Source organism: Achromobacter xylosoxidans A8 (assembly GCF_000165835.1).
Taxonomy (GTDB): domain Bacteria; phylum Pseudomonadota; class Gammaproteobacteria; order Burkholderiales; family Burkholderiaceae_B; genus Achromobacter; species Achromobacter xylosoxidans_B.
The window spans coordinates 6533964-6559388 of the sequence record NC_014640.1; the positions used below are offsets into that span (position 1 = coordinate 6533964).

Sequence of the window (25425 nt, forward strand, 5' to 3'; positions counted from 1 at the left end):
CTACGAAGCCTCGTCCCCATACGCACAAATGAACAGCCCTCAAGGCCCCGCTCAAAAGCCCCCAAAAACCTACAGCAGCTTCCCAGGATTCATGATCCCCGCAGGATCCAATACAGCCTTGATCTCCCGCATCAACCGCAACTCCAGTGCATCCTTGCTATGCAAGAAATGATCCCGCTTCAGCTGCCCAATCCCATGCTCAGCAGAAATGCTCCCGCCATAGCGATTGACCTCGTCCAGCACCGCGTCCGTGATCGCCGCCCCATGCACCGCCACCCAGTCGCGGTCCGCACCCGCCGGCCGCGACAAGTTGTAGTGCAGGTTGCCGTCGCCGAAGTGGCCGAAGATGAAGGGGCGGATGTCCGGATACAGCGCGCGCACGCGAGCTTCGGCGGATTCCATGAAGTCGGGGATACGTTCGATCGGCAGCGACACGTCGTGCTTCAGGTGCGGGCCGTCGGCGCGCTGGGCTTCGGAGATTTCCTCGCGCAGCTTCCATAGCGCCTGCAGTTGCGCCAGCGATGCGGAGACAGCCGCATCCAGGCACAGGCCGCGTTCCAGCGCCGTGCCGATCACGTTTTCAACGAGGCCGTTCAGCGCGGCCTCGTCGGCTGTATCCGCCAATTCCACCAGCACGTAAGCCGGATAGCGCTGACCGAACGGTTCCTGCACGCCCGCGGCGTGCGCCAGCACCAGGTCCAGGCAATCGCCCGAAAAATACTCGAACGCCTGCAGCCGCGCCCCGCATTGTTCGAACAGGATCTCGAACAGCTGCAAGGCCTGCGCCGGCGATTCGACGGCGGCAAGCACCACCGAGCGCACGTCGGTGCGCGGGAACAAGCGCAAGGCGACGGCGGTGATGACGCCCAGCGTGCCTTCGGAGCCGATCAGCAATTGCTTGAGGTCGTAGCCGGTGTTGTCCTTGCGCAGCGTGCGCAGGCCATGAAAGATTTCGCCCGTGGGCAGCACGGCTTCCAGACCCAACACCAGTTCGCGCGCCATGCCGTAGCGCACCACGTTCACGCCGCCGGCGTTGGTGGCCACGTTGCCGCCGATCTGGCTGGAGTCTTCTGCCGCCAGGCTCAGCGGCAGCAGGCGGCCGGCATCCTGCGCGGCACGGCGCAGATTGCCCAGGATGGCGCCGGCCTCGGCCACCATGGTGTTGGCGATGGTATCGATCGAACGCACCGCGTTCATGCGATCCAGGCTCAGCACCACGTTGCCCGCGCCGCCGTCCGGCGTGGCGCCGCCGCACAGGCCGGTGTTGCCGCCGCGCGGCACCACCGGCACGCCCGCCTCCTGGCATAGCGCCAGGCAGGTGGCGACCTCGGCGGTCGTGCGCGGGCGCACCACGGCCTGCGCGCGGCCCTTGTACAGGCCACGCCAATCGGACAGCCAGGGCGCGATATCGGCCTCGGCGGTGATGACGGTGTCGGGGCCCAGGGCCTGGACCAGGCGTTGCGTAAAGTCGGATGCGCTCATGATGTCTGCCTTGCGGCGGGAGGGAGTAGATCGAGTTGCAGGCGGCTGGCCGCCTGTTGCAGATGGCGGGCGGCGGCGTGCCGCGCCCGTTCGGGATCGCGCGCGCGGATGGCATCGAAAACGGCCACGTGTTCCTGGTGCACGGCGGCCGTCAGGCCGGCCTGCAGGCGGCTGTTGCTGCGCGCGGTGCTGACGGCCAGCCTGAGCTGCAAGTTCAGGTACTGCAGCAGATCCTGATAGCAGCTGTTGTGGGTGGCGGCGGCAATGGCGCGATGGAAGGCGATGTCATGCTCCACGCCCCGCTCCGGATCTTCCAGATGCGACTCCAGGTCGGCCAGGGCGCGCGCCATGGCGGCCAGGTCGGCGTCGTCGCGCCGCAACGCGGCCAGGGCTGCCGCGCCGCCTTCCAGTTCCATGCGCAATTCGTACACGCCGGCCAATTGCTGGCGGTCCACCGCGATTCCTGCGGACAGCTGGAAGCCCTGCGCGCCGGTGCGCGACAGCACGGTGCTGCCGGAGCCCTGCCGGCTCTGGATCAGCCCTTGGGCGCGCAGGCGTTCGGTGGCCTCGCGGATGACCGCGGCACTGACGCCGTATTGCTCCGCCAGCACGCGGCCCGCCGGCAGCTTGGCGCCCACGGGGTAGGCGCCCCCGGCGATGTCGGCGGCGATCTGGCGGGCGACCTGTTCGGTCAGGGTGAGGCTCTTGGTCAACATCGGGACATTATAGGCACACTTCTCAGGTTATCTGATAACTTTTGAGAAGCAAGCCGCATGCGATCGAGGTTCAGGTTCCGTGGACCGCCGCGGGCAGCGTACTCAGGCGACGGCGGGTTCGCCGTCCGGCACGGTCGTCTCGGTCTCTTCGGCCCCAGCCACGGCGCAGCAGCGGCCGCCTTGCGCCTTGGCGCGGTAGAGGGCGGCGTCGGCGGAATGCAGGGCCGTTTCCGGGTTGCGGTTGGCGCCGGACACGATGGAAATGCCGATGGACAGGCCCACGCTGACTCGCGTGCCATCCGCCAGCGTGATCGGCTGGGAAGCGTCATGCAGCAGGTGTTCGCCCAGTTTCAACGCGGCCGTGGCATCGATGCCGGTCACCAGCACGATAAACTCGTCGCCGCCGATGCGCGCGGCCACGTCGTCCACTCGCAGCATGGACCGCATACGCTGGGCGATGGTCATCAGCACCTGATCGCCCGCGGCATGGCCGTAGGTGTCGTTGATGAGTTTGAAGTCGTCCATGTCCATGTACAGCAGCGCTGCGGAGCTGTCCTGGCCGCGTGCGCTGGTGCAGACGCGCTCCAGCGCGGCCTGCAGGCCGGCGCGGTTGGCCAGGCCGGTCAGCGCGTCCTGGCTGGCGCGGCGCTCGCTGTCGCGCTCGGCCAGCATGGTGGACACCAGGATGCGGTTGAGCCGGTGCGAGGCGACGCTCATGCTGACCAGGTAGAACGGGATCTGGATGAAGACGATGGCCGTGACGTATTCGCCAGTGAAGGCCGCGCCCAGGCACATCGGCCCCAGGCTCAGGAAGATCATGGCGCCCACCAGCCGCGGCGCGCCGTAGTTCCGAAAGCAGATGCCGCCGGCCATGGCCCCGCAGGACACGCCGGCCAGGGTGGCGGCCAGCCAGTCGCCGTTGATGAAGGTGACGAAAACGCCATAACCCACGCTGAACGCCCACAGCAGCGCCAGCAGAATGTAGATGTCGGTATGGGTGTTGCCGCCCTTGGGCGCTGCGCGCAGGGCGGATCGCAGTATCAGGACGCGGACCAACGCCAGCACCACCTCCATCCCCAGCCAGGACAGGTACAGCGGCTCGGGGCGGCGCCAGGCCACGACGCCGGAAATCATGAGGGTGTTGATGACGCCGCCGGCAAAGATGGGGAGCGTGCCGAACAGGCTGGCGATCAGGGCCGAGCGGATGTCCGCAGGGGTATCGTGCCCGGAATGCGTCAACCAACGCGTCAGGCGCCATTTGGGCAAGCTGAACTTAAGTGCTGTATCCACGCGGTAACATCCCTGGCCATCCACCCGATTTCGGGTAGGCTGGCTGGCGTTATAGCAGGTATTTCAAGCCTTTAATATTGTCCGCGGGGCCAATTCGGGCCGTGAAATCAGTGCCCGCGATGCCCGCAGACGGCGCATTCGGGGTCGCGCTGGACGTTGACGCTGCGCCATTGCATGGTGCGCACGTCCAGCCACAACAGGCGGCCGGACAGGCTTTCACCCACGCCGGACAACAGCTTGAGGGCCTCGGCGGCCTGCATGCTGCCGATGATGCCGACGACCGGCGCAAACACGCCCATCGTGGCGCAATTGGCTTGCTCGACGTCATCGCCTTCCGGGAACAGGCAGTGGTAACAGGGCGCGTTGTCGTCGCGCAGGTCGTAGACGCTGACCTGGCCGTCGAAGCGGATCGCGGCGCCGGATACCAGCGGCTTGCGGTGTTGCACGCAGGCGCGGTTGATGGCGTGGCGGGTGGCGAAATTGTCGGTGCAGTCCAACACCAGGTCCGCCTGCGCAACGGCGTCGGACAGGGCTTGGCCTTCCAGCCGCTCGACACGGGCATGGACCCGGGTCTGCGGATTGAAAGCCGCCAGCATGTCGCGTCCGGACTCGGCCTTGTGGCGGCCGACGCTGGCGGTGGTGTGCAGGATCTGGCGTTGGAGGTTGCTCAGCTCGACGACGTCGTCGTCGGCCAGGGTGATGTCGCCCACGCCGGCGGTGGCCAGGTAGAGCGCGGCGGGGGAACCCAGCCCACCCGCCCCCACGATGAGCACACGCGCCGCCAGCAGTTTTTCCTGCCCTTCTATTCCCAGCTCGTCGAGCAGGATGTGGCGGGCGTAGCGCAGCAGTTGCTCGTCGTTCATTTGTCCTTGTTGGGCTCGACTCCGGTCGGCGTGATCTTCATGCGCTGGGGCGTGCCGCCGCCGGCCTTGGCGTCGGCCTTGGCCTGGGCGCGGGCCGAACCCTTCTGCACCGGCTTGCCGGCCAGCACGTTCAAGGCCTGTTGCAGCTGGAAATCGTCCTTGCCGCCAAATTCGAACACCTTGGTCGGCACGTCGGCGTTGTCCTCGCCGCCGCTGGACTTCACTTCGTTGGCGGTCTGCTGGTTGGACAGGTGACGCTGCAGATCGGCTTCGCGCGGCAGGCGGAACAGGTCGCCTTCGGCCGTGTCGGCAACGACGTAGTCGGGTTCGATGCCGGTGGCCTGGATGGAGCGGCCGCTGGGCGTGAAGTAGCGCGAGGTGGTGAGCTTGACCGCGGTGGTTTCGGACAGCGGCAGGATCACCTGCACCGAGCCCTTGCCGAAGGTGCGGTTGCCCAGGACCTTGGCGCGCTTGTGGTCCTGCAGCGCGCCGGCCACGATCTCGGAGGCCGAGGCGGAGCCCACGTTCACCAGCACCACCATCGGCACCGTCTTGGTCCAGGCCGGCAGGCCGGCCAGGTAGTTGCTTTCGCCGCGGGCGTATTCCGACGGCGTGGCCAGGTACTTGTGGCGGGCGTCGGGGGTGCGGCCGTCGGTGGTGACGACAACCGAGTCGGGCGGCAGGAAGGCGCCGGACACGCCGATGGCGCTGGTCAGCAGGCCACCCGGGTCATTGCGCAGGTCCAGCACCAGGCCCTTGGGGGCTTCCTTGGCGCCCAGGTCCTTCAGTTGCTTGGCCAGGTCGGCGCCGGTCTTTTCCTGGAACTGGGCGACGCGCACATAGCCGATGCCGTTGTCCAGCATCTTGCTGCGCACGCTGCGCACCTTGATGATGTCGCGCACGATCTTCAGCACGATGGGCTGCGGGCGGTCGGCGCGCATGATGGTCAGCGTGATCGGCGACTTGGGCGCGCCGCGCATCAGCTTGACGGCGTCGTTGAGCGTCATGCCCTTGGTGGGCGTGTCGTCGATCTTGATGATGAGGTCGCCGGCCATCACGCCAGCGCGGGCGGCGGGCGTGTCTTCGATCGGGGAGATGACCTTGACGAAGCCGTCTTCCGCGCCGACCTCGATGCCCAGGCCGCCGAATTCGCCTTGCGTGGCCGTCTGCATTTCGCGGAAGGCGTCGGCGTCCAGGTAGGCGGAGTGCGGATCCAGGTTCGACACCATGCCGGAGATGGCATTGTCGATCAGGGTCTTGTCGTCGACGGCTTCGACGTAGTTGTTCTTGATGGCGGCGAACACGTTGCTCAGTTGCCTGAGCTCGTCCAACGGCAGGGGACTGCCGCGCTGGGCGACCGCGGTCACGCCTACGCTGAGCAAAACACCAGCCACCGCACCGATGGCAATCAGACCGAAACCGCGAAACTTACGAGTGCCCATGCACACTTCCCGAATTTTGTTTTCGCCGATGGGGTTTGGTAATTACCAACGACATCAATCTACTGCGCCAGCCATTGTGCCGGATCCACAGGAGCGCCACGATGGCGAATTTCAAAGTATAGGCCGGATTCCACTTGGCCGCCGGTTGCCCCTACCGTAGCAATAGTATCGCCACCCGTCACCGAATCACCCACCCGTTTGAGCAGACTTTGGTTGTAAGCATAGACGGTCAGGTATTGCTGCCCATGATCCACAATGATGAGGTTGCCAAAACCGCGCAGCCAATCGGCGTAGACCACCGTGCCGGGGGCCACCACCTTGACCGGCGTGCCTTCGGGCGCGCGCAGCACCACGCCGCGCCAGACGCCGCCATCCGGACGGTCGACCCCGAAGCGCCCCTGCACCTGGCCGCGCACCGGCATGGACAGCCCGTGGCGCAAGCCATTGCCGCCACCAACCGGCGCGGCGCGCGCGGTCTGGGTCTGCTGGGCGGGCTCGCTACGGCTTGGAGTGGGTTTTTCCTCTGGAGGTTCCGCCTTCTTGGACGGTTCCGCGGGTTTGGTTTGGGGTGGCGGCTCGGGCGTGGTCAGGCGGGACTGTCTCTGCTCAGCCGGGCGCAGGCCGGCGGCGTCCGGATCGGCCACGGCCACCGGACCGCGATTCTGGCGCGAGGCGGCTTCGACCTGCTCACGTGCCTGGGCGGCATCGCGAGCGTCACGGGCGTCGCGCTCACGCTTGGCATTGTCGGCGGCCTGCTTGGCGTTGTCGGCGGCGAGCTTGCGGTCGGCTTCGGCCTTCTTCCGGGCGTCCTCGGCGGCACGGCGTTCGGCGTCAGCGCGCTTTTTGGCTTCCTCGGCGGCCCGGCGGGCTTCTTCCGCGCGGCGCACTTCCTCGGCCCGCTTGCGCGCTTCCTCGGCCTTTCGGGCGTCCTCGATCTGCTTGGCGATGGCCGCGTCCAGATCGGTGATGAGCCGCGACAGGCGCTGGTCGTCGCGTCCCAGTTTGTTGGCTTCGGCGCGCTGGGCGGCGATCTGCCCCTCCAGTTGCGCCAGCAGCGTGGCGCGCTCTTTCTGCTGACCGACCAGCGCGGTCTTCTGCTCGGAGGTTTCGGCCACGACTTTTTCGATTTCGGCCCGGCGGGCGTCGGCGCGCCCCTGCAAGGCGGCCAGGCGCTCGATGTCCTCGCGCAGGGCCTGCACCGCACTGGCGCGGGCCTGCGAGACGTAATCCAGATAGCCCAGGTTGCGTCCCAGCACCTGAGGATCGTCGCCGGACAGCAGGGCCGTCCAGGGCGACAGGCCGCTGGTGTATTGGGTGCGGAGCTGTTCAGCCAGTTCGGTGCGGCGCTTGGCCAGCACCACCTGCTGCGTGCCGATCTGCTTTTCCAGGCCGGTCAGGTCGGTCTGCGCCTGGCGGTTGGACTCGGCCAGTTCCCGCAGGCGCAGGTTGATCTTGGAAATGGCCGACTCGGACTGCTTGAGGGCGTCGGCCGCTTCCTTGCGGGCAGCCTCGCGGTCATCGATGTCCTTTTGCAGGTTCTCGATGCGGTCGCGCAAGGCGGCCTGCTGCTTTTCCGCGTCGGACTGGCGGCCGGCAAGGTCGTTGGGCGCGGCGCGAGCCGACAACGCCCCACCGGTCAGCATGACCGCCAACAACAACCCTGCCGCGCGACGCATAGAAATATCAGTCCTTCTTAGCCTTGCCCTGGGCTGCCACCGCAGCCATGGCCGCCTCGATCTCGGCGGCATCGCCCAGATAATAGTGGCGGATCGGGCGCAGGTCATCATCCAATTCGTAGACCAGCGGCTGGCCGGTAGGAATGTTCAGGTTGACGATGTCCTCGTCCGAGACGTTGTCCAGGTGCTTGATCAGGGCGCGCAGGCTGTTGCCGTGGGCGGCGATCAGGACATTGCGGCCGGCGCGGATGGCCGGGGCGATGGATTCGTTCCAGAACGGCAGCACGCGCTCCACCGTGTCCTTCAGGCATTCGGTGGCGGGCAACTGGTCAGCCGGCACCTTGGCATAGCGCTTGTCGAAACGCGGATGGCGTTCGTCGTCCAGGGGCAGCGGTTCCGGGGCGATGGCGTAGGCGCGGCGCCAGATCAGCACCTGCTCGTCGCCGTACTTGGCGGCGGTTTCAGCCTTGTTCAAGCCTTGCAGCGCACCGTAGTGGCGTTCGTTCAGGCGCCAGGTCACGCCAACCGGGGTGTACATGGCGTCCATGGCGTCCAGGGCGATCCACAGGGTGCGGATGGCGCGCTTGAGCAGCGAGGAGTAGGCCAGGTCGAAGGTAAAACCTTCTTTCTTGAGCAGTTCGCCGGCCTTGCGGGCCTGTTCGCGGCCGGTCTCGGTGAGGTCGACGTCGGTCCAGCCGGTGAAGCGGTTTTCCAGATTCCACTGGCTTTCGCCGTGGCGCATCAGAACGAGTTTGTGCATGATTTGGGACGCTTGTAACGCGGGTTAAAGTGAAGGAATGCGCTCATTTTATAATTGAGCGATTTTGCCCTTGATTTTGCCCCGGCGCACCCGCCCATTTCCGCGGCGCGGCGCTTCAGGGTTTGCCTATACCAGGCTAGTCGCCGCACTTCAGGATGCCCCGTGGACCTTTTGCAATTCTTGATCGATAAAAACAACGTCTTCATCGTCGCCGTTGCCGTGATCTCCGGCATCATGCTGGCCATCCCTGCCCTGCGCAAGGGCCGCACCGGTTCGGCCGTGAGCACGACCGAGGCCATCCAGATGGTCAACCAGCGCCAGGCCGTCTGGGTCGACGTGCGCCCCGCCGAGCAGTTCCAGGCCGGCCACATCGCCCAGGCACGCAACGTGCCGGCAGCCGACATCGAGCAGAAGGCCGCCTCCCTGCCCAAGAACAAGCCGCTGGTCGTGGTTTGCGACAATGGCCGCGATTCGGCCCGCGCCGCCGCCAAGCTGCGCGCCCAGGGTTTCGCCGACGTCGTGCCGCTGGATGGCGGCATGCGCGCCTGGTCGGCCGCCAGCCTGCCGGTGACCCAGAAGGGTTGAAGCCTGGGGCCGCGCCCCCATCTACCTATTCTTGTACCCCCAGGAGCGCCTATGAACAAAGTCGTCATGTACAGCAAGGACTATTGTCCCTATTGCGCCCGCGCCAAGGCCTTGCTCGAGCAGCGCGGCGTGACCGACCTGGAAATCATCCAGATCGACCGGGATCCGTCCCAGCGCGAGGTCATGATCGAACGCACCGGCCGGCGCACCGTCCCGCAGATCTTCATCGGCGATACCCATGTCGGCGGTTGCGACGACCTGATGGCCCTGGACCGCTCGGGTGGCCTCGCCCCCATGCTGTCCAACTAATCGCCCCCCTTTTTGCCCCTCCCACCAACGGAAACACTCATGGCTGATCAAGACCAAAACACCCAGCAAGAAGGCGGCAACGACGCGCCCTCGTTCAATCTGCAGCGCGTCTACCTGAAAGACCTTTCGCTGGAAATGCCGAATGCGCCCCACGTTTTCCTGGAGCAGGAAGCGCCCCAGGTCGAGGTGAGCATCACCGTGGGCGGCCAGCGCCTGGCTGAAACCGTGTTCGAAACCACGGTCACCGTCACGGTCACCACCCGCATCAATGAAAAGGTCGTGTACCTGGTCGAAGGCACGCAAGCCGGCATCTTCGAAGCCGCCAACATCCCCGAAGAGCAGCTCGATCCGCTGCTGGGCATCGTCTGCCCGACCATGCTGTACCCCTACCTGCGCGCCAACATCGCCGATGCGATCACGCGCACCTCGATGCCGCCGCTGCACCTGACCGAAGTGAACTTCCAGGCCCTGTACGAACAGCGCCTGGCCGAGCTGCAACAGCAGCAAGGCGCCGCCAACGGCAACGGCAGCGACTCGGGCATCATCCTGCCCCCCGGCGCGACCCGCCAGTAAAGCAAGCCGCGGCGTGCCCCCCATGAACAATCCCGTTGTGCCACGCCTGCGCGTCGCCGTCCTGGGTGCGGGAAGTTGGGGCACCGCGCTGGCGGCGGCCGCCAGCCGCCGTCACGCCACCGTACTCTGGGCGCGCGATGCCGCGCAGGCGGTCGACATGGCCGCCTCGCACGAAAACGCGCGCTACCTGCCTGGCATCCCGCTGCCCAAGGCACTGAACATATCCTCCGATCTCGACGCCACGCTGTGCAGCCTGCAAGAAGACGGCGCGCGCCGCCTGATCGTGCTGGGCGTGCCCGTGGCCGGCCTGACCGCCATCTGCGGCGAGCTGTCCCGCCGGCTGCCCGCGCTGGGATTGCAGGACACCCCCATCGTCTGGACCTGCAAGGGTTTTGAAGCCGACACGGCCAGGCTGCCCCACGAAATCATGCGCGAGGCCCTGCCTGGCGCGACCGGCGGCGCCTTGTCGGGTCCCTCGTTCGCGCGCGAAGTCGCGCAGGGCCTGCCGGTGGCGCTGACCGTGGCCAGCGACAATCCCGCCTTGCGCGAGGCCACCACCGCCGCCTTCCATGGCGCGGCGCTGCGCGTGTATGCCAGCACCGACCTGGTCGGCGTGGAAGTGGGCGGCGCGCTCAAGAATGTGATCGCCGTCGCCTGCGGCATCGGCGACGGCCTGGCGCTGGGCACCAATGCCCGCGCCGCGCTGATCACCCGCGGCCTGGCCGAGATGACCCGCTTCGGCGTGGCGCTGGGCGCGCAAGCCGAGACCTTCGCCGGGCTGACCGGCCTGGGCGACCTGGTGCTGACCGCCACCGGCGAGCTGTCGCGCAACCGCCGCGTGGGCCTGGAGATCGGCTCCGGCCGCAAGCTGGCCGACATCCTGGCCAGCGGTATCACGGCCGAAGGCGTGCGCTGCGCGCGCGCCGCGCTGGACCGCGCCCGCGCCATCGGGGTCGAACTGCCGATCACCGAGGCCGTCTGCGCCGTACTGTTCGAGGGCGTGGCCCCCATGACCGCTGTGTCCGCCCTGCTGGCGCGCGACGCCCGCTATGAAAGCGTGGCGGGCAGCCAGCCGGAATCGGCGCCGGACAGCCGGCCCCACTGACCCGCTCAATAACAAACACAACGCACAACCCCGAGGAGACATCCTTCATGACGCAAACCCGCAAGTTCCGGGTCGGCCCGCTGCTACGCGGCCTGTGCCTGAGCCTGGCCGCCGTCCTGCCGGCCGCCGCCCACGCCGACTGGCCCGACCGCCCGATCCATATGGTCGTGCCCTTCCCGCCCGGCTCGTCGCCCGACATCCTGGCGCGTACGATCTCGGAGCCGCTGTCCCAGGCGCTGGGCCAGCCCATCGTGATCGACAACAAGCCGGGCGCGGGCGGCAATATCGGCACCCGCATCGTGTCGCAAGCCAAGCCGGATGGCTACACGCTGCTCTACACGATCAACGGCCCGCTGGTCACCGCGCCCACGCTGTACAAGAAAACGCTGGGCTACGATCCCCTGCGCGACCTGCAGCCGGTGTCGCTGGTGGGCACCAGCCCCAACGTGCTGGTCGTGCCCAGCAGCCTGAAGGTGGACAACGTCAAGGATTTCGTCGCGCTGGTGAAGGGCCGCGGCAATTCGCTGAACTACGGTTCTGTCGGCCCGGGCAGCTCGGCCCATCTGGCGATGGAAATGTTCAAGGAAAGCGCGGGCGTCGACCTGGCGCATATCCCCTATTCCGGCTTCCCGCAGGTCATTTCGGCCATCATCGGCGGCGACGTCCAGGCCGGCTTCATGGTGCCCGCCATCGCCGTGCCCCAGGCGCGCGACGGCAAGGTGAAGCTGCTGGCCGTGACCAGCCTGCAGCCCAGCGAGGCATTGCCCGGCGTGCCGACGATGGCGTCGCAAGGCTATCCGGATTTCGAAGCCATTTCCTGGAACGCCGTGCTAGTCCCGGCCGGCACGCCCACGCCCATCGTCGAACGGCTCAACAGCGAACTGGCGCGCATCATCGACAGCGATGCGGTGCGCAAGCAGCTGGCGCTGCAATACTTCACGCCCGCGCCGTCCACGCCCGAAGCCCTGACCACCCGCATCAAGAACGAAAAAGCGCGCTGGGATCAGGTGATCGAGAAGCTGAATCTGTCGCTGGACTGATTGCAGGACCGCTAGTGGGTCAAGCGCGATAGATGGCGGGGCTTTTGCCCCGCTTTTTTCGCGCCACTCCCGTCACACTCCCCCTTCATACCCCTGCTGCCGCCAGGCCTCGAACACCGTCACCGCGACCGCATTGGACAGGTTCAGGCTGCGCTGGCCAGCGCGCATCGGCAGCCGCAGGCGCTGCTGGGGCGGGAACATCGCCTGATGTTCCTCCGACAAGCCCGCGGTTTCGCGGCCGAACACGAACACGTCGCCCGGCTTGAAGCCGATATCCGCCACGCTGCGCTGCGCGTGCGTGGTCAACGCGTAGATGCTGGAGGGCGCGGCGCCGGTGTCGGCCAGCGCTTCCTGCAAGGTGTCGTGCACGCGCACCGGCTGCCATTCGTGGTAGTCCAGGCCGGCGCGGCGCATCCGGGCGTCATCGAGCTCGAAGCCCAAGGGGCGGACCAAGTGCAATTGCGCGCCGGTATTGGCGCACAGACGAATGGCGTTGCCGGTATTGGGAGGAATTTCGGGACAGACGAGGATGACGTGGAACATGGCGCTGGGAGCTCGAAACGGCTTGCGGCTGGAAGATCGCCGCACACCTGGAATTGTCGCCGATTTGCCTGCGGCCAGACTCAGGGTGTGCGCGCTGCGACCAGCACTGTGACGCTCGCCGCCCCCGCGGCCACCAAGGCGGCAGCAGCGGCATTGGCCGTGCTGCCCGTGGTCATGACGTCGTCAACCACGACGAGGTGCCGTCCGCGCACCTCACCCGCGCAATAAAACAGGTTTTGCGCGCCGAGCCGGCGGGCGCGGCGGCCCTGCGCGGTCTGCCTGGTGGTCTCGCGGCGCCGCCGCAGCAAGCCGCGCGCCAGAGGCAGTCCGAGTTCGGCCGCCAGGCTGCGGGCGATCTCCGCCGCCGGGTTCATGCCGCGCTGGCGCAGCGAGGCGCGGCTGGCCGGAATGGCCACCAGCAAGGCGCCATCAGCCAAGGGGCCGTCACGGCCCACGGCGGCCGCGATCAGCCGGGCCAGCACGGGCGCCATGCTGAGCCGCAGCCGGGTCTTCAACATCAGGATCAGGGTATCGGCGGGCGGCGCGTAGTCGAACGCGGCGACCGTGCGCGAGAAAGCCCGGGGGGTGCCCAGGCAACTGGCGCAGTGCGGCGCGCCCGGGCGCAGGCGCAACGCGCAACGGGGGCAGCGCGACAAGGCTTGCTGGCGCGCGATGGAAGGAGCGTCGAGGGTTGCGCCACGGATGGCCGCCCCGCGGATGTCTGCATCGCGGATGTCGGTTTCGTGGATGCCAGGTTCCCTATCGGTCTCGCAGATGTCGGCTTCGCATCCCGCGCAGAGCCGCGCCCCCGCCACCCGGGCACCGCACAAGGGACACTCGCAGCCGACCCGCGACAACAGCCACCGCCCCATGGCCCGTAGGGGCAATCGGAAGCCACGGCCGGGATGGGCAATAATGGATGCCATCCCTCATGAAACCATGATCCGCCCGCGGTGTAGACGCGGGCGCGACCGAAATGTCCCTGCCAGAATCCGCAACGCTCCCCTCCCTGCCCATCGTCAGCGCCGACGTGCCCCGGCAATTCGCCCGCCGCGGCGACCTGGCCGAGGCTCAGTTCCTGTACGGGGAAATCGCCCGCCGCATGCTGGGGCGCCTGCAATATATCCGGGTCCAACCCCAGGCCATGCTGGACGCCGGCTGCGGCGCGGGCGACAACCTGCCGCTGCTGCGCGAACGCTACCCCGACGCCGCCTATACCGGCCTGGACAACTGCGAGCCGCTGCTGGAGCAGGCGCGCAAGCGCCACGCGCCCGCCGGCCTGTCCGCCTGGATCGGCAAGCTGGCGCGCCGCGGCCCGGCCGCCCCGGCCTTCGTCAACGCCGACCTGGCGGCGACCGGCCTGGCGCCCGAATCGCTGGAAGTGGTGTGGTCCAACCTGGCCATGCACTGGCACCGCGCCCCGCACGCCGTGCTGGCGGAATGGCGGCGCATCCTCAAGGTGGGCGGGCTGGCGATGTTTTCCTGTCTGGGGCCGGCCACGCTGCGCGAGCTGCGCCAGGCCCTGGACGACGCGGGGCTGCGTACCGCCACGCCGTCCTTCGTGGACATGCACGATTTCGGCGATCTGCTGGTGGAAAACGGCTTCGCCGATCCGGTCATGGACCAGGAGATCCTGACCCTGACCTACCGCAGCCCCGAAAAACTGCTGCAGGACGTGCGCGCGCTGGGCGGCAACCCCGCCGAAGGCCGGCGCGGCGGGCTGGTGGGCCGGGATTGGCGCGACCGCCTCTGCGCCGCGCTGGAAGCGCAGCGCCGGCCCGACGGCCTGATTGTCTTGAGCATCGAAGTTGCCTACGGCCACGCCTGGCGCGCCGCCGCGCATCGCACCACTGCGGGCGAAACCCGGCTGTCGGTCAGCGCGATCGGCGGCCGGCACCACACGCCTTGAGATCAGGCTCGGCGGAGTTTGCCCGCCCGGCGGCCGGCTGGTAATTGGCCGGCGCTACATCGAGCGCCGGCCAACCGGCTCAGTGCAAACGTTCCGGCAATGGCACGCTGACCCCGGGCTCGGAAGCCGGCAAGGCCGACATAGGCTCGGAGGTGGCGCGGATGCGGCGCCTCAGGACTGCCGTGGGTTCCGCCGGTCCTACCCCGGGCGCGGCCACGCCGCGCCAAGCGTTCGACATGGCCTCCACCACCAGCGGCAGGTCGCGCAGGCGATGGAACTGGCTGCGCAGCCAGCGGGAATCGTTGCCGCTGCGCATGGATTCGTCGCGCAAGGCGGCGATCATGTCGCCCGTGCCCAGCTCTTCGGCCACCGGCATCAGGCGCTGGAACAGATTGCGCAGATGGTCCATCAGCCGCAGGCGCTGGCCATCCGGCGTCACATAGCTGCCCTGCAGGCCAAAGCGGCAGGCCTGGAAGTGGTTGCTGCGATAGGACAGCCACGCGCCGTCGCCCGGATCGCCCTCGCGCATCAGCAGCACCGCCAGCGCCTGGGCGAAGGCCGCCAGCTGGCAAGCCCGCTCGACCGTCAGCGGCGTATCGCACACGCGGATCTCGACCGTGCCGAACTCCGGCTTGGGACGGATGTCCCAGTACAGGTCCTTGATGCTCTCCGCCAGGCCATAGGCGCGCAGCTGCGCCAGATGGGCCTCGAACTGGTACCAGTCCTTCACTTCGGGCGGCATGTGGCCGGCCAGCGGGAAGCTGTTGACCGCGTTCAGGCGCGAGCACGAGAACAGGGTATCCACGCCCTCGCAGTACGGCGAGGAGGCCGACAGCGCGATGAAATGCGGTACGTAGGGCGACAAGCGGCGCAACAGTTTGATGGAATCGTCGCCGCTTTTGACGCCCAGGTGGATGTGCTGGCCAAAGACCGTAAATTGACGCGCCAGGTAACCGTACATTTCGGCCAGGTACTGGAAGCGCGGGGTGTCCGAAATGGAGCGCTCCTGCCAGCGCATGAAGGGATGCGCGCCGCCGCCGGCGACCGACACGCCCACGGCGTCCGCCGCTTCGATCAGGGCGTCGCGCATTTCGCGCATCTCGGCCAAGAGACCCATGGGGTGCTCGTGCACCGAGGAATTCAGTTCAATCATGGACCGCGTGATTTCCGGTTTAACGCGGTCGGCGATGGGATGGTTGGCCATTTGGGCCAGCAGCTCGTCCGAGGCTGCGGTCAGGTCAAAACTGCGAGGATCTATCAGTTGCAGCTCGAGCTCGATGCCCAGGGTGTTGGGGGCCGACGAAATGAACGGGATCTGTTCCATCTCGGACTCCTTTCTGAATGTTTGATGAGGGTGTGCGCCGTTCGACCTTGAAGCCCGGCAACATCCCGGGGGGCACTAGACGGCAGCTTGTGCACGCATGATAGCCGCTGTTTTGTGGCAAGAAGATGGAAAATCGTGACATTTATGTGCAACATCACGAAGCAATCGGTTTTTCCCTGTGAAGGAAAGTGAGCGAGCGCTCACGGCATAGAAACGGCGCGGGCTCCCGGCCCATGACGGCCGGATAGCGAGCCTGGAAGGGGCTTCCGGAAGGGGGTGGGACAACCCTTATACGGGTTATCCCTAGCCTATTTTCGCCAGAAAATAGGGGTGAACAGCACCAACACCGTCAGCAGTTCCAGGCGCCCGATCAGCATCGCGAAGGTGCAGACCCAGATCTGGAAATCGGACAGAACGGCGAAGTTGCCCATGGGGCCAACCGGGCCCAGGCCGGGTCCGGTGTTGTTGACGCTGGCGAAAACGGCCGAGAAGGCCGTGATCGGGTCCAGGCCGGACAGCAGCAGCAGGCTGGTGAACACGGCAATGGAGAGGCCGTAGAACAGCATGAAGGCCAAGACCGACGACATGGTGCGGGTCTCGACCGCCCGGCCGTTGATGCGCACCGGGCTGACCGCGTGCGGATGCAACATTGTGACCAGTTCGTTGCGGGCCTGCTTGACCAGCAGGATCGCGCGGATCATCTTGATGCCGCCGCCGGTCGACCCGGCGGAGGTGGCAAAGCCCGACAGCAGCAGCATGGTCAGCGGGGCGAACAGCGGCCACTGCGCGAAGTCGGTATTGGCGTAGCCCGTGGTGGTCGCCATGGAAATCGTGTTGAACATGCCATAGCGCAGCGCCTGCAGCGGATCGTCATAGACCCCCTTCAGGAACAGGAACACCGAAATGACCAGCCCGACTCCCAGTACCACCACCAGATAGGGAATCGCTTCCGGACAGCGCAGATAGGCGCGCCCGCTACGCTGGCGGAAGGCATTGAAGTGGGTGGCGAAGTTGATGCCGGCGATCAGCATGAACACCATCGCCACCATTTCCACCGCCACGGAATCGAAGTGGGCAAAGCCGTCGTCCCAGGTCGAAAAGCCGCCCAGGCCCATGGTGGTGGCCATATGGCACCAGGCCTCGAACCACGACAGCCCGACCGCCCGGTACGCCAGGAAGCACAGGATGGAGAACACGAAATAGACCGCGTACAGCGCCTTGGCGGTGCTGGCGATGCGGGGCGTGAGGCGCTCGTCCTTCATCGGTCCGGGCGTTTCGGCCCGCACCACCTGATGCCCGCCCACCCCGAGCAAGGGCAGGATGGCCACGGCCAGCACCAGGATGCCCATGCCGCCGATCCAGATCAGCGTGGCGCGCCACAGATTGATCGACGCGGGCAGCGTGTCCAGGTTGGTCAGGACCGTGGCGCCGGTGGTGGTCAGGCCCGACATGGCCTCGAAGTAGGCGCCGGTGAACGACAGAGGCAGCCCGGCGCCATGGAAGTAGAGCAGCAGCGGAATGGCCGCCAGCAGGGGCAGGCCGGCCCACACGGCCGACACCAGCACGAAGCCGTCGCGCGCGCGCAGTTCGCAGCGGGCGCGACGCGTCACCGCCGCCAGCCCCCCGCCTATGCCCACCGAGAGCAGGAACCCGTCCAGGAAGGCCTCCCGCGCCGCATCGCCGCCCACGTAGGCGACGGTCAGCGGGATCAGCATGGTGAGTGCGAACATCACCATCGTCAGGCCCAGGATGTAGAGGGTGCCCAGGACGCGCTTCATGGAGCTATCCGGCCGCGCGCGGGCCGCGCAAAAGGAAGGAGGCGGCGCCCATTAGAAGAAGGACGCCGAGACTTGGAACAGCTTTTCCACGCGCGGCATCTGCCGGCGCGAGGGCACGAAGACGATGACGTGGTCGTCGGATTCGATCACGGTGTCGGCGTCCGGCAGGATGATTTCGTCTTCCCGCACCAGCGCGCCGATGCTGGCGCCCTTGGGCAGGCTGATCTGCCCGACCGCGCGCCCCACCACCTTGGAGGTGGAGCGGTCGCCATGGGCGATGGCCTCCAGCGCTTCCGCCACGCCCTGGCGCAGCCGGTGCACGGCGGCCACGTCGCCGCGGCGCACGTGCCGCAGCAGTTCGCTCATGGTGGCCTGGGAGGGCGACACGGCGATGTCGATATGGCTGCCCTGCATCAGCTCGCCATAAGCCTGGCGGTTGATCAGGGCGATCACCTTGCGCGCCCCCAGGCGCTTGGCCAGCAGCGAGGACATGATGTTGTCCTCGTCGTCGCTGGTCAGCGCCAGCCAGGTGTCCATGTCCTCGATGTTCTCGCGTTCCAGCAGCGCTTCGTCGGTGCCGCTGCCGTGCAGGACCAGCACGCTGTCGGGCAGCTGGGTCGCCAGGTACTCACAGCGCTTCTGGTCGCGCTCGATGATGCGGACGCTGTATTTTTCCTCGGCCAACTGGCGCGCCAGGCGCAGGCCGATGTTGCCGCCGCCCGCGATCATCACGCGGCGCACGGCGCGCTCGGCCTCGCGCAGCTGCCGCACCGCGCGGCGCGCATCGCGCGAATCGACCACCAGCACCACCTCGTCGCCCGGGGCGATGACGGTGCCGCTGCCGGCGCGCAGCGGCCGGCCGCCGCGCAGCACGTCGATCACGCGCGCCTTCACGTCGGGCCAGACGTCTCGCAGCTTGTCGACGGGGGAATGGGCCATCGGGCTGCCGGCCCCGACCCGCACGGTCACGACACTGACCCGCCCTTCGGCGAACTCCACCACCTGCAGGGCCTCGGGAAATTCGATCAGGCTATGCAGATAGGTGGTGACGCTGCGCTCGGGACTGATCAGCGCGTCGATGCAGAAGCCCTCTTCGCTCATGAGCTCCGGATGTTCGGCGAACTCGACCGAGCGGATGCGGGCGATGCGGCGGGGAATGTTGAACAGCTGGCGCGCGATCTTGCAGGCCACCATATTGGCCGAATCGGAGGCCGCACAGGCGATCAGCAGGTCGGTATCGGCGGCGCCGGCGGCCTCCAGCACCGATACCTGCGAGCCGTCGCCAAGGACGACGCGCAGGTCGAAGTGTTCTTGCAGGTATTGAAGCTGGACGGGATCCGAATCGATCACCGTGATGTCGTTCTCTTCGGACACCAGGTTCTCGGCCACGCTGGTGCCTACGCGACCAGCGCCCATGATCAGGATCTTCATGAGCTCCGCTTACGGGCGGACTCGATGCCCAATTGCTTGAGCTTGCGGTACAGGTGGGTGCGTTCCAGCCCGGTGCGTTCCGATACCCGGGTCATGCTGTGGCTTTCGCGGACCAGGTGGTATTCGAAATAGATGCGTTCGAATTCGTCGCGCGCCTCGCGCAGCGGCTGGTCCAGCGAAATGCTGCCGAGCTGGCCGTTGGACGTGACCGGGACTTCGTTGGCCGGCGCGGCGGCCAGGACCGGGGGATCCAGTTCGTCTTCCAGCGCCACGGCGGCGCTGGCCACGGTCGCATTCGACGCGGCAGGCGCCGGGTGCGGCGCGCGGCCGCGGGCCAGGCCGGCGGCGACGGTCTTCAGCAGGCGCTGCAGCGTGATCGGCTTTTCCAGGAAGTCCATGGCGCCGATGCGCGTGGCTTCAACCGCCGTGTCGATGGTGGCGTGGCCGCTCATCATGATCACGGGCATGTCCAGCAGGCCTTGCGAGCCCCATTCCTTGAGCAGGCTGACGCCGTCCGTGTCGGGCATCCATATGTCCAGCAACACCAGATCGGGGCGCATGCGCAAGCGTGCGGCGCGCGCTTGCGCCGCGTTTTCAGCCAGCTCGACCGTGTGTCCTTCGTCGTAAAGGATTTCCGACAAAAGCTCGCGTATACCGACTTCGTCGTCAACCACCAGAATTCTGGCCATAAAGCATCCACCTATTGCGTAGCCGCATTATCCTTTTCTTGCGCGGTCGCGTCTATTGTATCGGCCTCGGAAGCCAGCCGGGTCAACAAGATCGAGATCCGCGCGCCTCCTTCCTTGCGGTTGGCAAGGTCGATACGCCCACCGTGTTCTTCCACGATCTTGCGTACGATTGCCAATCCTAACCCAGTCCCGTGGGACTTGGTGGTTACGTAGGGCTCGAACGCGCGCTGCATGACCTGGGGCGGAAAGCCCGGCCCGGTATCGGCCACGGTAAACCTAAGGGCCTGCTGGTCCGCGCGGTCGGGCTGTTCGCTGCGCATGAGCTGCGTGGTCACGCTGACCCGCCCTTGCCCGCCCTGCTCGGCGATCGCATCGCGGGCATTGGACATCAGGTTGTGGATCACCTGGCGCAACTGGGTAGGGTCGCCTTCGATGGGAGGCAGGTCCGGCGCCAGGGTCACGTCCAGGTTCAGGGCCTTTTCAGCCAGGCGCGACGAGCCGCCTTCGGGCTCCCAGCCGTACAGCGACAGCACGTCCGCCACCAGGGCGTTGAAGTCGATGCGCTGCATCACCGCCGGCGGCGTGCGGGCGTATTCGCGGAAATCGTCCACCATCTGCTTAAGCGACGCCACCTGATTGACGATGGTGTTGGTGGAACGCTCGACGATCTGGGCCTCGGCGGGGGGCAGCTTGCCTTCCAGCTTCATGGCCAGACGTTCCGCCGACAGCTGGATCGGCGTCAGCGGATTCTTGATCTCGTGCGCCAGGCGGCGGGCGACCTCGCCCCAGGCCACGGTCCGGTTGGCCGAGATCACTTCGGTAATGTCGTCGAACACCACCAGATAGCCGTTGCCGCGCCCGTCCACGCGCAAATGCGTGCCGCGCGCCAGCAAGGTCAAGGGCTGCGCCCCTGCCGGCGCCTCGCCCTGGCCCGGGGCGATCTCGAATTGCTGCTGCCAGTGCTGGCGCTCGGAACCCACCGCGGCATGGGCGGAAAAGGCCTGCCGGACGATGTTGGCGAACTCCAGCATGCCGGCCACCGTTTCCAGCGGACGGCCGATCACCGAACGCAGATCCGCCCCAAGTATGGTCTGGGCGCCCTGGTTGACCGTGGTCACGCGGAACGACTCGTCGAACACCAGCACCCCGGACGACAGGTTCGACAGCACGCTTTCCAGATAGACATTGGAGCGTTCCAGCTGCTGCCGGTTGCTCTCGACCATGCGGCGGGCCTCGTCGAGCTGACGCGTCATGGCGTTGAACGAACGCGTGAGCTGGCCGACTTCGTCGCGCTCCGGCGGTTCGGGCAGGGGCCGGTAATCGCCCACGCCCACGGCTTGCGTGCCGCCCGCCAGGCTGAGCAGCGGACGCACCAGCCGCTTGGACAGCGACAACGCCACGGCGATGGCGCCGAAGGCCGCCAGCAGCAGGGCCAGGGTCAGGGTGATGCCATACAGCTTGCGCAGGCCCAGCCGCGACAGCGCCAGTTCCTGGTAGTCGCGAAAGCCCTGCTGCACCAGATTGGCGTTGTGGGCGATCTGCTCGGGCACCGGCTGCATCAGCTGCAGCCAGCGGGGCTCGGACGCCGCCCCCAGCAGGTTGTCGTAGCGGTCCGGTCCCGTGAGCGGAATCACCACCCGCAGGTGCAACCCGCCTTCGGCGCCGGGCGTGACCGGATCGTCGGCTTCGGCGGCGGAATAGCCGCGCGCCAGCCGCAACTGATTGATGACCGTGGACGGCGGCGTCGCCGGCAGCAACTGGCCGTACTGGCTGGTGGAAAACGCGATCATGCGGCCGCTGCCGGTGAACACCATGGCTTCCTGCACGCCATTGGCCTCGCGCAGCCGGGTCAACGCCAGCGTCACCCCGCTATCGGAGTTGCGGTTCAGCTCCATGGCCATGGAGCGGGCGCGGGCGTCCAGGTCCGCCAGCAGCGAGTCCAGCGCGGCGCGGCCCAGGTTCAGGCCCGCTTCCAGGGCCGTGTCCACCCGCACGTTGAACCAGGATTCGATCGAGCGCGACATGAACTGCACCGACACGGTGTAGATCAGGGCGCCGGGCACCACGCCGATCAGGGCGAAGGCCAGGGAAAAACGGGCCGTCAGCCGCGCACCGAACTGGCGCCGGCGGATCTGCCGCGCCAGCCGCACGGTCAGCGCCACCACCCAGACGAAGAGCGCCAGCGCAAAAATGCCGTTCAGCACCAGCAGCGTGTCGTAGTAGCGCGCAAAGCGCGAGGCATTGCCGGTGGACCACGCCAACAGGCCCAGCAATGCCAGGCCGCTCGCGGCGCCAACCATCAGGGCCAGCCGAAGCAATAGCCTCATGACGGGTCTTTCTCCTTGTCGCTGAGCACGAACGTGAAGTCCAGCCAGGGCGTCGCCTGCACCCACGAACTGCTGTTCAAGGCGTTGACCTGGAACGGCCGCGGCAACAGCGAGGTATCCAGGCGCAAGCGCAGCTGGCCGCCGTAAAGTACGCCCGCATCGAACTCGTCGGCGTCACCCACCGGCCAGTTGCGGATATGGCGGATGACGCCCATCGCATCGTCCAGGGAGGCGACCGGGAAGGTCAGCTCACCCACGCCGACCCGCCATTGCCGGGTCAGGGCGTTGTAGATGATGCGCCAGGTGCGGGAAGTGTCGACCAGGGATTTGTCAAACCACCACCAGCGTTCGCGATTGATATTGAGATCCGCCGTGAAATAGAGCGGAACCCCGCGCTGGGCCGCGTCCCGCAGTTGCTGGTTCAGTTCGAACTCGATGTCCGCGTCGATTTCCAGCTTGCCGTCGCGCACCGCCGGGCGAACTTCGGTGACCTTCGGTTCAGCCCCATGCGCCTGCCCGCCCGGCACGAACGAAAGCAAGGCAGATACGAGCAACAACCCGAGAAATAAGCGCGGAATAATGGACATACGGCACCGGAACTACGTCATGCCCCCTATTCTTGGCGATTCAGGACTGCTTGGCAAACAAGGCGTAGAAAAACCCGTCGTGCTGGGCCGCAGGTGTTGCATCGACCGCAACTGGCAGCAACTGCCCGGGCGCCTCCAGGCGCTGCGCGTCAGGGTGACGCTGCATGAACTCCAGCGCCTGGCGCGCGCCCTCGATCGGAAAGATCGAGCAGGTCACGTAGAGCAGCCGCCCGCCGGGCGCCACTGTGCGCCAGAGCGCGTCCAGGATGCTGGACTGCAGGGTGGCCGTGCGGCGCACGTCGTTCTCGCGCCGCAACCAGCGGATGTCCGGGTGGCGGCGCACGATGCCCGAGGCCGTGCAGGGCACGTCGGCCAGCACCGCGTCGAACGGCTTGCCGTCCCACCAGGCGTCCAGGTCGGCGGCATCAGCCGCTTTCAACTGGACACGATCGCTTGCCAGGCCCAGCCGGTCCAGGTTCTGCCCGACCCGGACCAGCCGGTCGGCGTCGGCATCCAGAGCCAGCAGGTCGATGTCGGCCAGTTCCAGCAGATGGGCGGTCTTGCCGCCCGGGGCCGAGCAGGCGTCCAGCACCCGCATGCCGTCCGCGGGCGCCAGCAATTCGGCCGCCAGTTGCGCGCCGGCATCCTGCACCGACCACCAGCCCTCGGCAAAGCCCGGCAATTGCGTCACTGGCTTGGGCGTGGCCAGCACCAGGCCGGACTGGCCCACGGGCTCGGCCGCCAGGCCGGCGGCCTGGAACGCGGCCAGCACCTGCTCGCGGCTGGCGCGGCGACGGTTGACGCGCAGGGTCAGCGGCGCGGGCAGATTGGCCGCAGCCAGGATCTCGCGCCATTCGCGCGGATAGGCCACGCTCAGCTGCTTGACCCACCAGCCGGGATGGTTCCATTGCGCTTCGGGACTGTCGGCGACCGCGGCTTCGAGCGCCGCGCGCTCGCGCAGGAAGCGGCGCAGGCAAGCGTTGAGCATGCCCTTGAAAGAGGCCAGCTCGCGGCTGCGGGACGCGGCCGTCACGGCCTGGTCCACCACCGTGTGGGGCGCATAGACCGGCATGCCCGGCAGAGCCGACGCGGCCTCGCCCTCTTCTTTCAGCAAGGTCAGCGAGACCAGCAGCAGGGATTCGAACAGCACGCTGGGATAGCGCTGCACCATTTCGCGGCCCACGGCATCGGCCCAGCCCAGATAGCGCATGGCATGGAACGACACGGCTTGCGTGGCGGGCCGCAGGGCCGATTCCACGTCGCTCAGCGCGTCCGTCAGGGAACGGCCGTCCAGCACGCCCTCGACCACCTCCGCGCTGGAAAGCAGGACGGAGGACAACGGGGGGGCCAGATTGGGGGAGTCGGAACGCGTGGACATGGTGCAAATTCAAGAGATAAGACCGCTATGGTAGCCGGACCTGGACGAACCACGCCCGCCACGGCACACTGGCCCCCAGCCACGGAGCCCCTCATGACCCTTGCCACCCTGCTGCTCTTCATCCTGGCCTCGGCCGTCACCATCATCACGCCGGGCCCCACCGTCCTGCTCGCCATGAGCAACGGTTCACGCCACGGCGTGCGCGCCGCCTGCTGGGGCATGGCCGGCGCGGTGCTGGCGGACCTGGTCCTGATCGGCGCGGTGGCCTCGGGCCTGGGCGTGGTGCTGGCGGCGTCGGAAGTCGCCTTCCAGCTCATCAAATGGGTGGGTGCGGCCTATCTGGCCTACCTGGGCTGGAAGATGCTGCGCTCGGACGCGGCGCTTGTCATGCCCGCCGCCCAGGCGGATGCAAGGCGTCCGGCTGGATTGGCGCTGGGCCTGCGCAGCTTCGCGGTGGCGCTGACCAATCCCAAGGCGCTGCTGTTCATGTCCGCCTTCCTGCCCCAGTTCATCAATCCGGCCGCGCCCCTGCCCGCCCAGTACGCCGTGCTGGCCGGCGTCATGGCCTTGATGAACATCGCCGTGATGCTGGCCTACGCGGCGCTGGGCGCGCAGATGGTGCGCGCCTTCCAGGGCGCCGGCCTGCGCTGGCTGAACCGCATCTGCGGCGGCTTGCTGATCGGGTTGGCAGGGACGCTGGCACTGTACCGGCGCGGCACGCCTTGAGCGGCCTGCCCCTCGGCCGGCGCACCGCCCGCTAGGCCCGCCCCAGTTGCCGCGATAGAAAGCTGCAGGTCGCCACCAGCAGCTTCGCGCATTCGGCCACGTTGCCTTCCATGCGGTGCTTGGGTCCGGCAACCGCGACGGCCAGCGTTTCGTTGTTGATGGTGAGCGTCGTCGCGACCGCCCACACGTCGTAGACGTTCTCGCCCCGCGTCACGAAGTAGCCGTTCTTCCGGCTTTCCAGAATGTCCTGGATCAGCGCCTCATGCTCGGTCTTGGTCTCCGGCGTGATCGCGGCCAACTGCTGGTCTTCCAGCCAAGCGCGCAGGTCGCGCTCTTTCAGCGTGCCCAGAAAGGCCTTGCCGATCGAGCTCGAATGCAGCGGCTTGAACTCGCCGGGCTTGGCCGAATAACGGATGGAATGCAGCCCTTCGATGACCTGCAGATAAATCGCCGATTCGCCCAGGCGCTTGCCCAGGATCACGGTTTCGCGGGTGGAATCGCGCAGCCGCTCCAGGACCTGGGTGACGTGCTCGATGAACGGGTCCTTGGCCAGGATGTCGCTCGTCACATCGTACATGCGCTTGGTGGGATACAGCGTGCGCGGACGGTTCAGCGTGTAGAGGTAGCCGCGCGCCGTCAGCGTCGAAACGATGGCATGGCAGGTGCTCTTGGGGATGCCGGCCGCCTCGGCCAGATCGGTCAGCGATAGGGGCCGTTCATTGGCCTGAAACGCTTCAAAGACGTCAAGCACACGCTCGACGCCGGTCACCGTAACTCCAGACATGGCGCTTCCTTTTAGGGAAAGTGGGATGGCCGCAATTCAGCCCGCTGAATAAATCCGATAAATCCGTTCCGTTTCCGATTTGCCGCACGGTTTTGTTCGTAATACCGA

The 25425-nt window shown here is 67.1% G+C and carries 24 protein-coding genes; 7 read left to right on the forward strand and 17 right to left on the reverse strand.

Annotation, left to right across the window (positions count from 1 at the left end; all coding sequences use genetic code 11):
- Positions 1-69: 69 nt before the first annotated feature.
- The 7 genes from AXYL_RS30030 to gpmA form a co-directional block, all read right to left on the reverse strand.
- Positions 70-1482: an FAD-binding oxidoreductase gene (locus tag AXYL_RS30030; protein WP_013396650.1), complete on the reverse strand. Its 1413-nt coding sequence runs from the start codon at positions 1480-1482 to the stop codon at positions 70-72.
- Positions 1479-2198, reverse strand: coding sequence for a FadR/GntR family transcriptional regulator (locus AXYL_RS30035; protein ID WP_013396651.1), 720 nt, complete (start codon positions 2196-2198; stop codon positions 1479-1481). Before AXYL_RS30035 ends, AXYL_RS30030 begins: the two co-directional genes overlap by 4 nt.
- A 102-nt stretch (positions 2199-2300) precedes the next feature.
- Positions 2301-3488 (reverse strand): GGDEF domain-containing protein, encoded by a 1188-nt coding sequence (locus AXYL_RS30040; RefSeq protein WP_013396652.1) that lies wholly within the window; start codon positions 3486-3488, stop codon positions 2301-2303.
- A gap of 107 nt (positions 3489-3595) precedes the next feature.
- Complete coding sequence (locus tag AXYL_RS30045) at positions 3596-4351, reverse strand: HesA/MoeB/ThiF family protein (RefSeq protein ID WP_013396653.1); 756 nt, start codon at positions 4349-4351, stop codon at positions 3596-3598.
- On the reverse strand, positions 4348-5793 hold the full coding sequence (locus tag AXYL_RS30050; RefSeq protein WP_013396654.1) for a S41 family peptidase: 1446 nt from the start codon (positions 5791-5793) through the stop codon (positions 4348-4350). Before AXYL_RS30050 ends, AXYL_RS30045 begins: the two co-directional genes overlap by 4 nt.
- Positions 5794-5852: 59 nt before the next feature.
- On the reverse strand, positions 5853-7469 hold the full coding sequence (locus AXYL_RS30055; protein WP_013396655.1) for a murein hydrolase activator EnvC family protein: 1617 nt from the start codon (positions 7467-7469) through the stop codon (positions 5853-5855).
- A 7-nt stretch (positions 7470-7476) separates the two neighbouring features.
- Positions 7477-8229 (reverse strand): 2,3-diphosphoglycerate-dependent phosphoglycerate mutase, encoded by a 753-nt coding sequence (gene gpmA, locus AXYL_RS30060; protein WP_013396656.1) that lies wholly within the window; start codon positions 8227-8229, stop codon positions 7477-7479.
- Between the two features lie 162 nt (positions 8230-8391).
- Here gpmA and AXYL_RS30065 point away from each other — a divergent pair, with 162 nt between their 5' ends.
- The 5 genes from AXYL_RS30065 to AXYL_RS30085 are packed head-to-tail and all read left to right on the forward strand — an operon-like array spanning position 8392 to position 11841.
- On the forward strand, positions 8392-8814 hold the full coding sequence (locus tag AXYL_RS30065) for a rhodanese-like domain-containing protein (RefSeq protein WP_013396657.1): 423 nt from the start codon (positions 8392-8394) through the stop codon (positions 8812-8814).
- Positions 8815-8865: 51 nt separating this feature from the next.
- Positions 8866-9123, forward strand: coding sequence for a glutaredoxin 3 (grxC, locus tag AXYL_RS30070; RefSeq protein ID WP_013396658.1), 258 nt, complete (start codon positions 8866-8868; stop codon positions 9121-9123).
- Between the two features lie 39 nt (positions 9124-9162).
- On the forward strand, positions 9163-9696 hold the full coding sequence (gene secB, locus AXYL_RS30075; protein WP_013396659.1) for a protein-export chaperone SecB: 534 nt from the start codon (positions 9163-9165) through the stop codon (positions 9694-9696).
- 22 nt (positions 9697-9718) lie between these two features.
- Complete coding sequence (locus tag AXYL_RS30080) at positions 9719-10801, forward strand: NAD(P)H-dependent glycerol-3-phosphate dehydrogenase (RefSeq protein WP_013396660.1); 1083 nt, start codon at positions 9719-9721, stop codon at positions 10799-10801.
- 47 nt (positions 10802-10848) lie between these two features.
- On the forward strand, positions 10849-11841 hold the full coding sequence (locus tag AXYL_RS30085; protein ID WP_013396661.1) for a Bug family tripartite tricarboxylate transporter substrate binding protein: 993 nt from the start codon (positions 10849-10851) through the stop codon (positions 11839-11841).
- A gap of 72 nt (positions 11842-11913) precedes the next feature.
- Here the strand turns inward: AXYL_RS30085 and AXYL_RS30090 are convergent, their stop codons facing one another.
- Positions 11914-12384, reverse strand: a complete 471-nt coding sequence (locus AXYL_RS30090; RefSeq protein ID WP_013396662.1) for a tRNA (cytidine(34)-2'-O)-methyltransferase — start codon at positions 12382-12384, stop codon at positions 11914-11916.
- A gap of 80 nt (positions 12385-12464) precedes the next feature.
- Positions 12465-13310, reverse strand: coding sequence for a ComF family protein (locus AXYL_RS30095; RefSeq protein WP_237709954.1), 846 nt, complete (start codon positions 13308-13310; stop codon positions 12465-12467).
- A 50-nt stretch (positions 13311-13360) separates the two neighbouring features.
- On the opposite strand from AXYL_RS30095, the gene AXYL_RS30100 reads away from it, so the two are divergent.
- Complete coding sequence (locus AXYL_RS30100) at positions 13361-14293, forward strand: methyltransferase domain-containing protein (protein WP_013396664.1); 933 nt, start codon at positions 13361-13363, stop codon at positions 14291-14293.
- Between the two features lie 79 nt (positions 14294-14372).
- Here the strand turns inward: AXYL_RS30100 and AXYL_RS30105 are convergent, their stop codons facing one another.
- The 7 genes from AXYL_RS30105 to rsmB form a co-directional block, all read right to left on the reverse strand.
- Positions 14373-15617, reverse strand: coding sequence for a YbdK family carboxylate-amine ligase (locus AXYL_RS30105; protein WP_013396665.1), 1245 nt, complete (start codon positions 15615-15617; stop codon positions 14373-14375).
- Positions 15618-15925: 308 nt separating this feature from the next.
- Entirely contained in the window at positions 15926-17395 is a 1470-nt protein-coding gene (locus AXYL_RS30110; protein ID WP_013396666.1) for a TrkH family potassium uptake protein, read from the reverse strand.
- Between the two features lie 51 nt (positions 17396-17446).
- Positions 17447-18826: a Trk system potassium transporter TrkA gene (trkA, locus tag AXYL_RS30115; RefSeq protein WP_013396667.1), complete on the reverse strand. Its 1380-nt coding sequence runs from the start codon at positions 18824-18826 to the stop codon at positions 17447-17449.
- Entirely contained in the window at positions 18823-19515 is a 693-nt protein-coding gene (locus tag AXYL_RS30120; RefSeq protein WP_013396668.1) for a response regulator, read from the reverse strand. The genes trkA and AXYL_RS30120 overlap by 4 nt, the downstream gene beginning before the upstream one ends.
- Positions 19516-19526: 11 nt before the next feature.
- Positions 19527-21842 (reverse strand): sensor histidine kinase, encoded by a 2316-nt coding sequence (locus tag AXYL_RS30125; protein ID WP_013396669.1) that lies wholly within the window; start codon positions 21840-21842, stop codon positions 19527-19529.
- Positions 21839-22429, reverse strand: a complete 591-nt coding sequence (locus tag AXYL_RS30130; RefSeq protein WP_013396670.1) for a DUF4390 domain-containing protein — start codon at positions 22427-22429, stop codon at positions 21839-21841. The genes AXYL_RS30125 and AXYL_RS30130 overlap by 4 nt, the downstream gene beginning before the upstream one ends.
- A gap of 40 nt (positions 22430-22469) precedes the next feature.
- Positions 22470-23807 (reverse strand): 16S rRNA (cytosine(967)-C(5))-methyltransferase RsmB, encoded by a 1338-nt coding sequence (rsmB, locus tag AXYL_RS30135; protein ID WP_013396671.1) that lies wholly within the window; start codon positions 23805-23807, stop codon positions 22470-22472.
- Positions 23808-23900: 93 nt separating this feature from the next.
- Between rsmB and AXYL_RS30140 the strand changes: the two genes are divergently transcribed.
- Positions 23901-24533, forward strand: a complete 633-nt coding sequence (locus tag AXYL_RS30140; RefSeq protein WP_013396672.1) for a LysE family translocator — start codon at positions 23901-23903, stop codon at positions 24531-24533.
- Positions 24534-24564: 31 nt separating this feature from the next.
- On the opposite strand, the gene AXYL_RS30145 is transcribed toward AXYL_RS30140, so the two are convergent.
- Complete coding sequence (locus AXYL_RS30145; RefSeq protein ID WP_013396673.1) at positions 24565-25317, reverse strand: IclR family transcriptional regulator; 753 nt, start codon at positions 25315-25317, stop codon at positions 24565-24567.
- Between the last annotated feature and the right edge of the window lie 108 nt (positions 25318-25425).

Coding starts and splice junctions, on each gene's coding strand:
- AXYL_RS30030 (WP_013396650.1), bottom strand. CDS start 1,482: ATGAGCGCATCCGACTTTACGCAACGCCTGGTCCAGGCCCTGGGCCCC.
- AXYL_RS30035 (WP_013396651.1), bottom strand. CDS start 2,198: ATGTTGACCAAGAGCCTCACCCTGACCGAACAGGTCGCCCGCCAGATC.
- AXYL_RS30045 (WP_013396653.1), bottom strand. CDS start 4,351: ATGAACGACGAGCAACTGCTGCGCTACGCCCGCCACATCCTGCTCGAC.
- AXYL_RS30050 (WP_013396654.1), bottom strand. CDS start 5,793: ATGGGCACTCGTAAGTTTCGCGGTTTCGGTCTGATTGCCATCGGTGCG.
- AXYL_RS30055 (WP_013396655.1), bottom strand. CDS start 7,469: ATGCGTCGCGCGGCAGGGTTGTTGTTGGCGGTCATGCTGACCGGTGGG.
- gpmA (WP_013396656.1), bottom strand. CDS start 8,229: ATGCACAAACTCGTTCTGATGCGCCACGGCGAAAGCCAGTGGAATCTG.
- grxC (WP_013396658.1), top strand. CDS start 8,866: ATGAACAAAGTCGTCATGTACAGCAAGGACTATTGTCCCTATTGCGCC.
- secB (WP_013396659.1), top strand. CDS start 9,163: ATGGCTGATCAAGACCAAAACACCCAGCAAGAAGGCGGCAACGACGCG.
- AXYL_RS30080 (WP_013396660.1), top strand. CDS start 9,719: ATGAACAATCCCGTTGTGCCACGCCTGCGCGTCGCCGTCCTGGGTGCG.
- AXYL_RS30085 (WP_013396661.1), top strand. CDS start 10,849: ATGACGCAAACCCGCAAGTTCCGGGTCGGCCCGCTGCTACGCGGCCTG.
- AXYL_RS30090 (WP_013396662.1), bottom strand. CDS start 12,384: ATGTTCCACGTCATCCTCGTCTGTCCCGAAATTCCTCCCAATACCGGC.
- AXYL_RS30095 (WP_237709954.1), bottom strand. CDS start 13,310: ATGGCATCCATTATTGCCCATCCCGGCCGTGGCTTCCGATTGCCCCTA.
- AXYL_RS30100 (WP_013396664.1), top strand. CDS start 13,361: ATGTCCCTGCCAGAATCCGCAACGCTCCCCTCCCTGCCCATCGTCAGC.
- AXYL_RS30105 (WP_013396665.1), bottom strand. CDS start 15,617: ATGGAACAGATCCCGTTCATTTCGTCGGCCCCCAACACCCTGGGCATC.
- AXYL_RS30110 (WP_013396666.1), bottom strand. CDS start 17,395: ATGAAGCGCGTCCTGGGCACCCTCTACATCCTGGGCCTGACGATGGTG.
- trkA (WP_013396667.1), bottom strand. CDS start 18,826: ATGAAGATCCTGATCATGGGCGCTGGTCGCGTAGGCACCAGCGTGGCC.
- AXYL_RS30120 (WP_013396668.1), bottom strand. CDS start 19,515: ATGGCCAGAATTCTGGTGGTTGACGACGAAGTCGGTATACGCGAGCTT.
- AXYL_RS30125 (WP_013396669.1), bottom strand. CDS start 21,842: ATGAGGCTATTGCTTCGGCTGGCCCTGATGGTTGGCGCCGCGAGCGGC.
- AXYL_RS30130 (WP_013396670.1), bottom strand. CDS start 22,429: ATGTCCATTATTCCGCGCTTATTTCTCGGGTTGTTGCTCGTATCTGCC.
- rsmB (WP_013396671.1), bottom strand. CDS start 23,807: ATGTCCACGCGTTCCGACTCCCCCAATCTGGCCCCCCCGTTGTCCTCC.
- AXYL_RS30140 (WP_013396672.1), top strand. CDS start 23,901: ATGACCCTTGCCACCCTGCTGCTCTTCATCCTGGCCTCGGCCGTCACC.
- AXYL_RS30145 (WP_013396673.1), bottom strand. CDS start 25,317: ATGTCTGGAGTTACGGTGACCGGCGTCGAGCGTGTGCTTGACGTCTTT.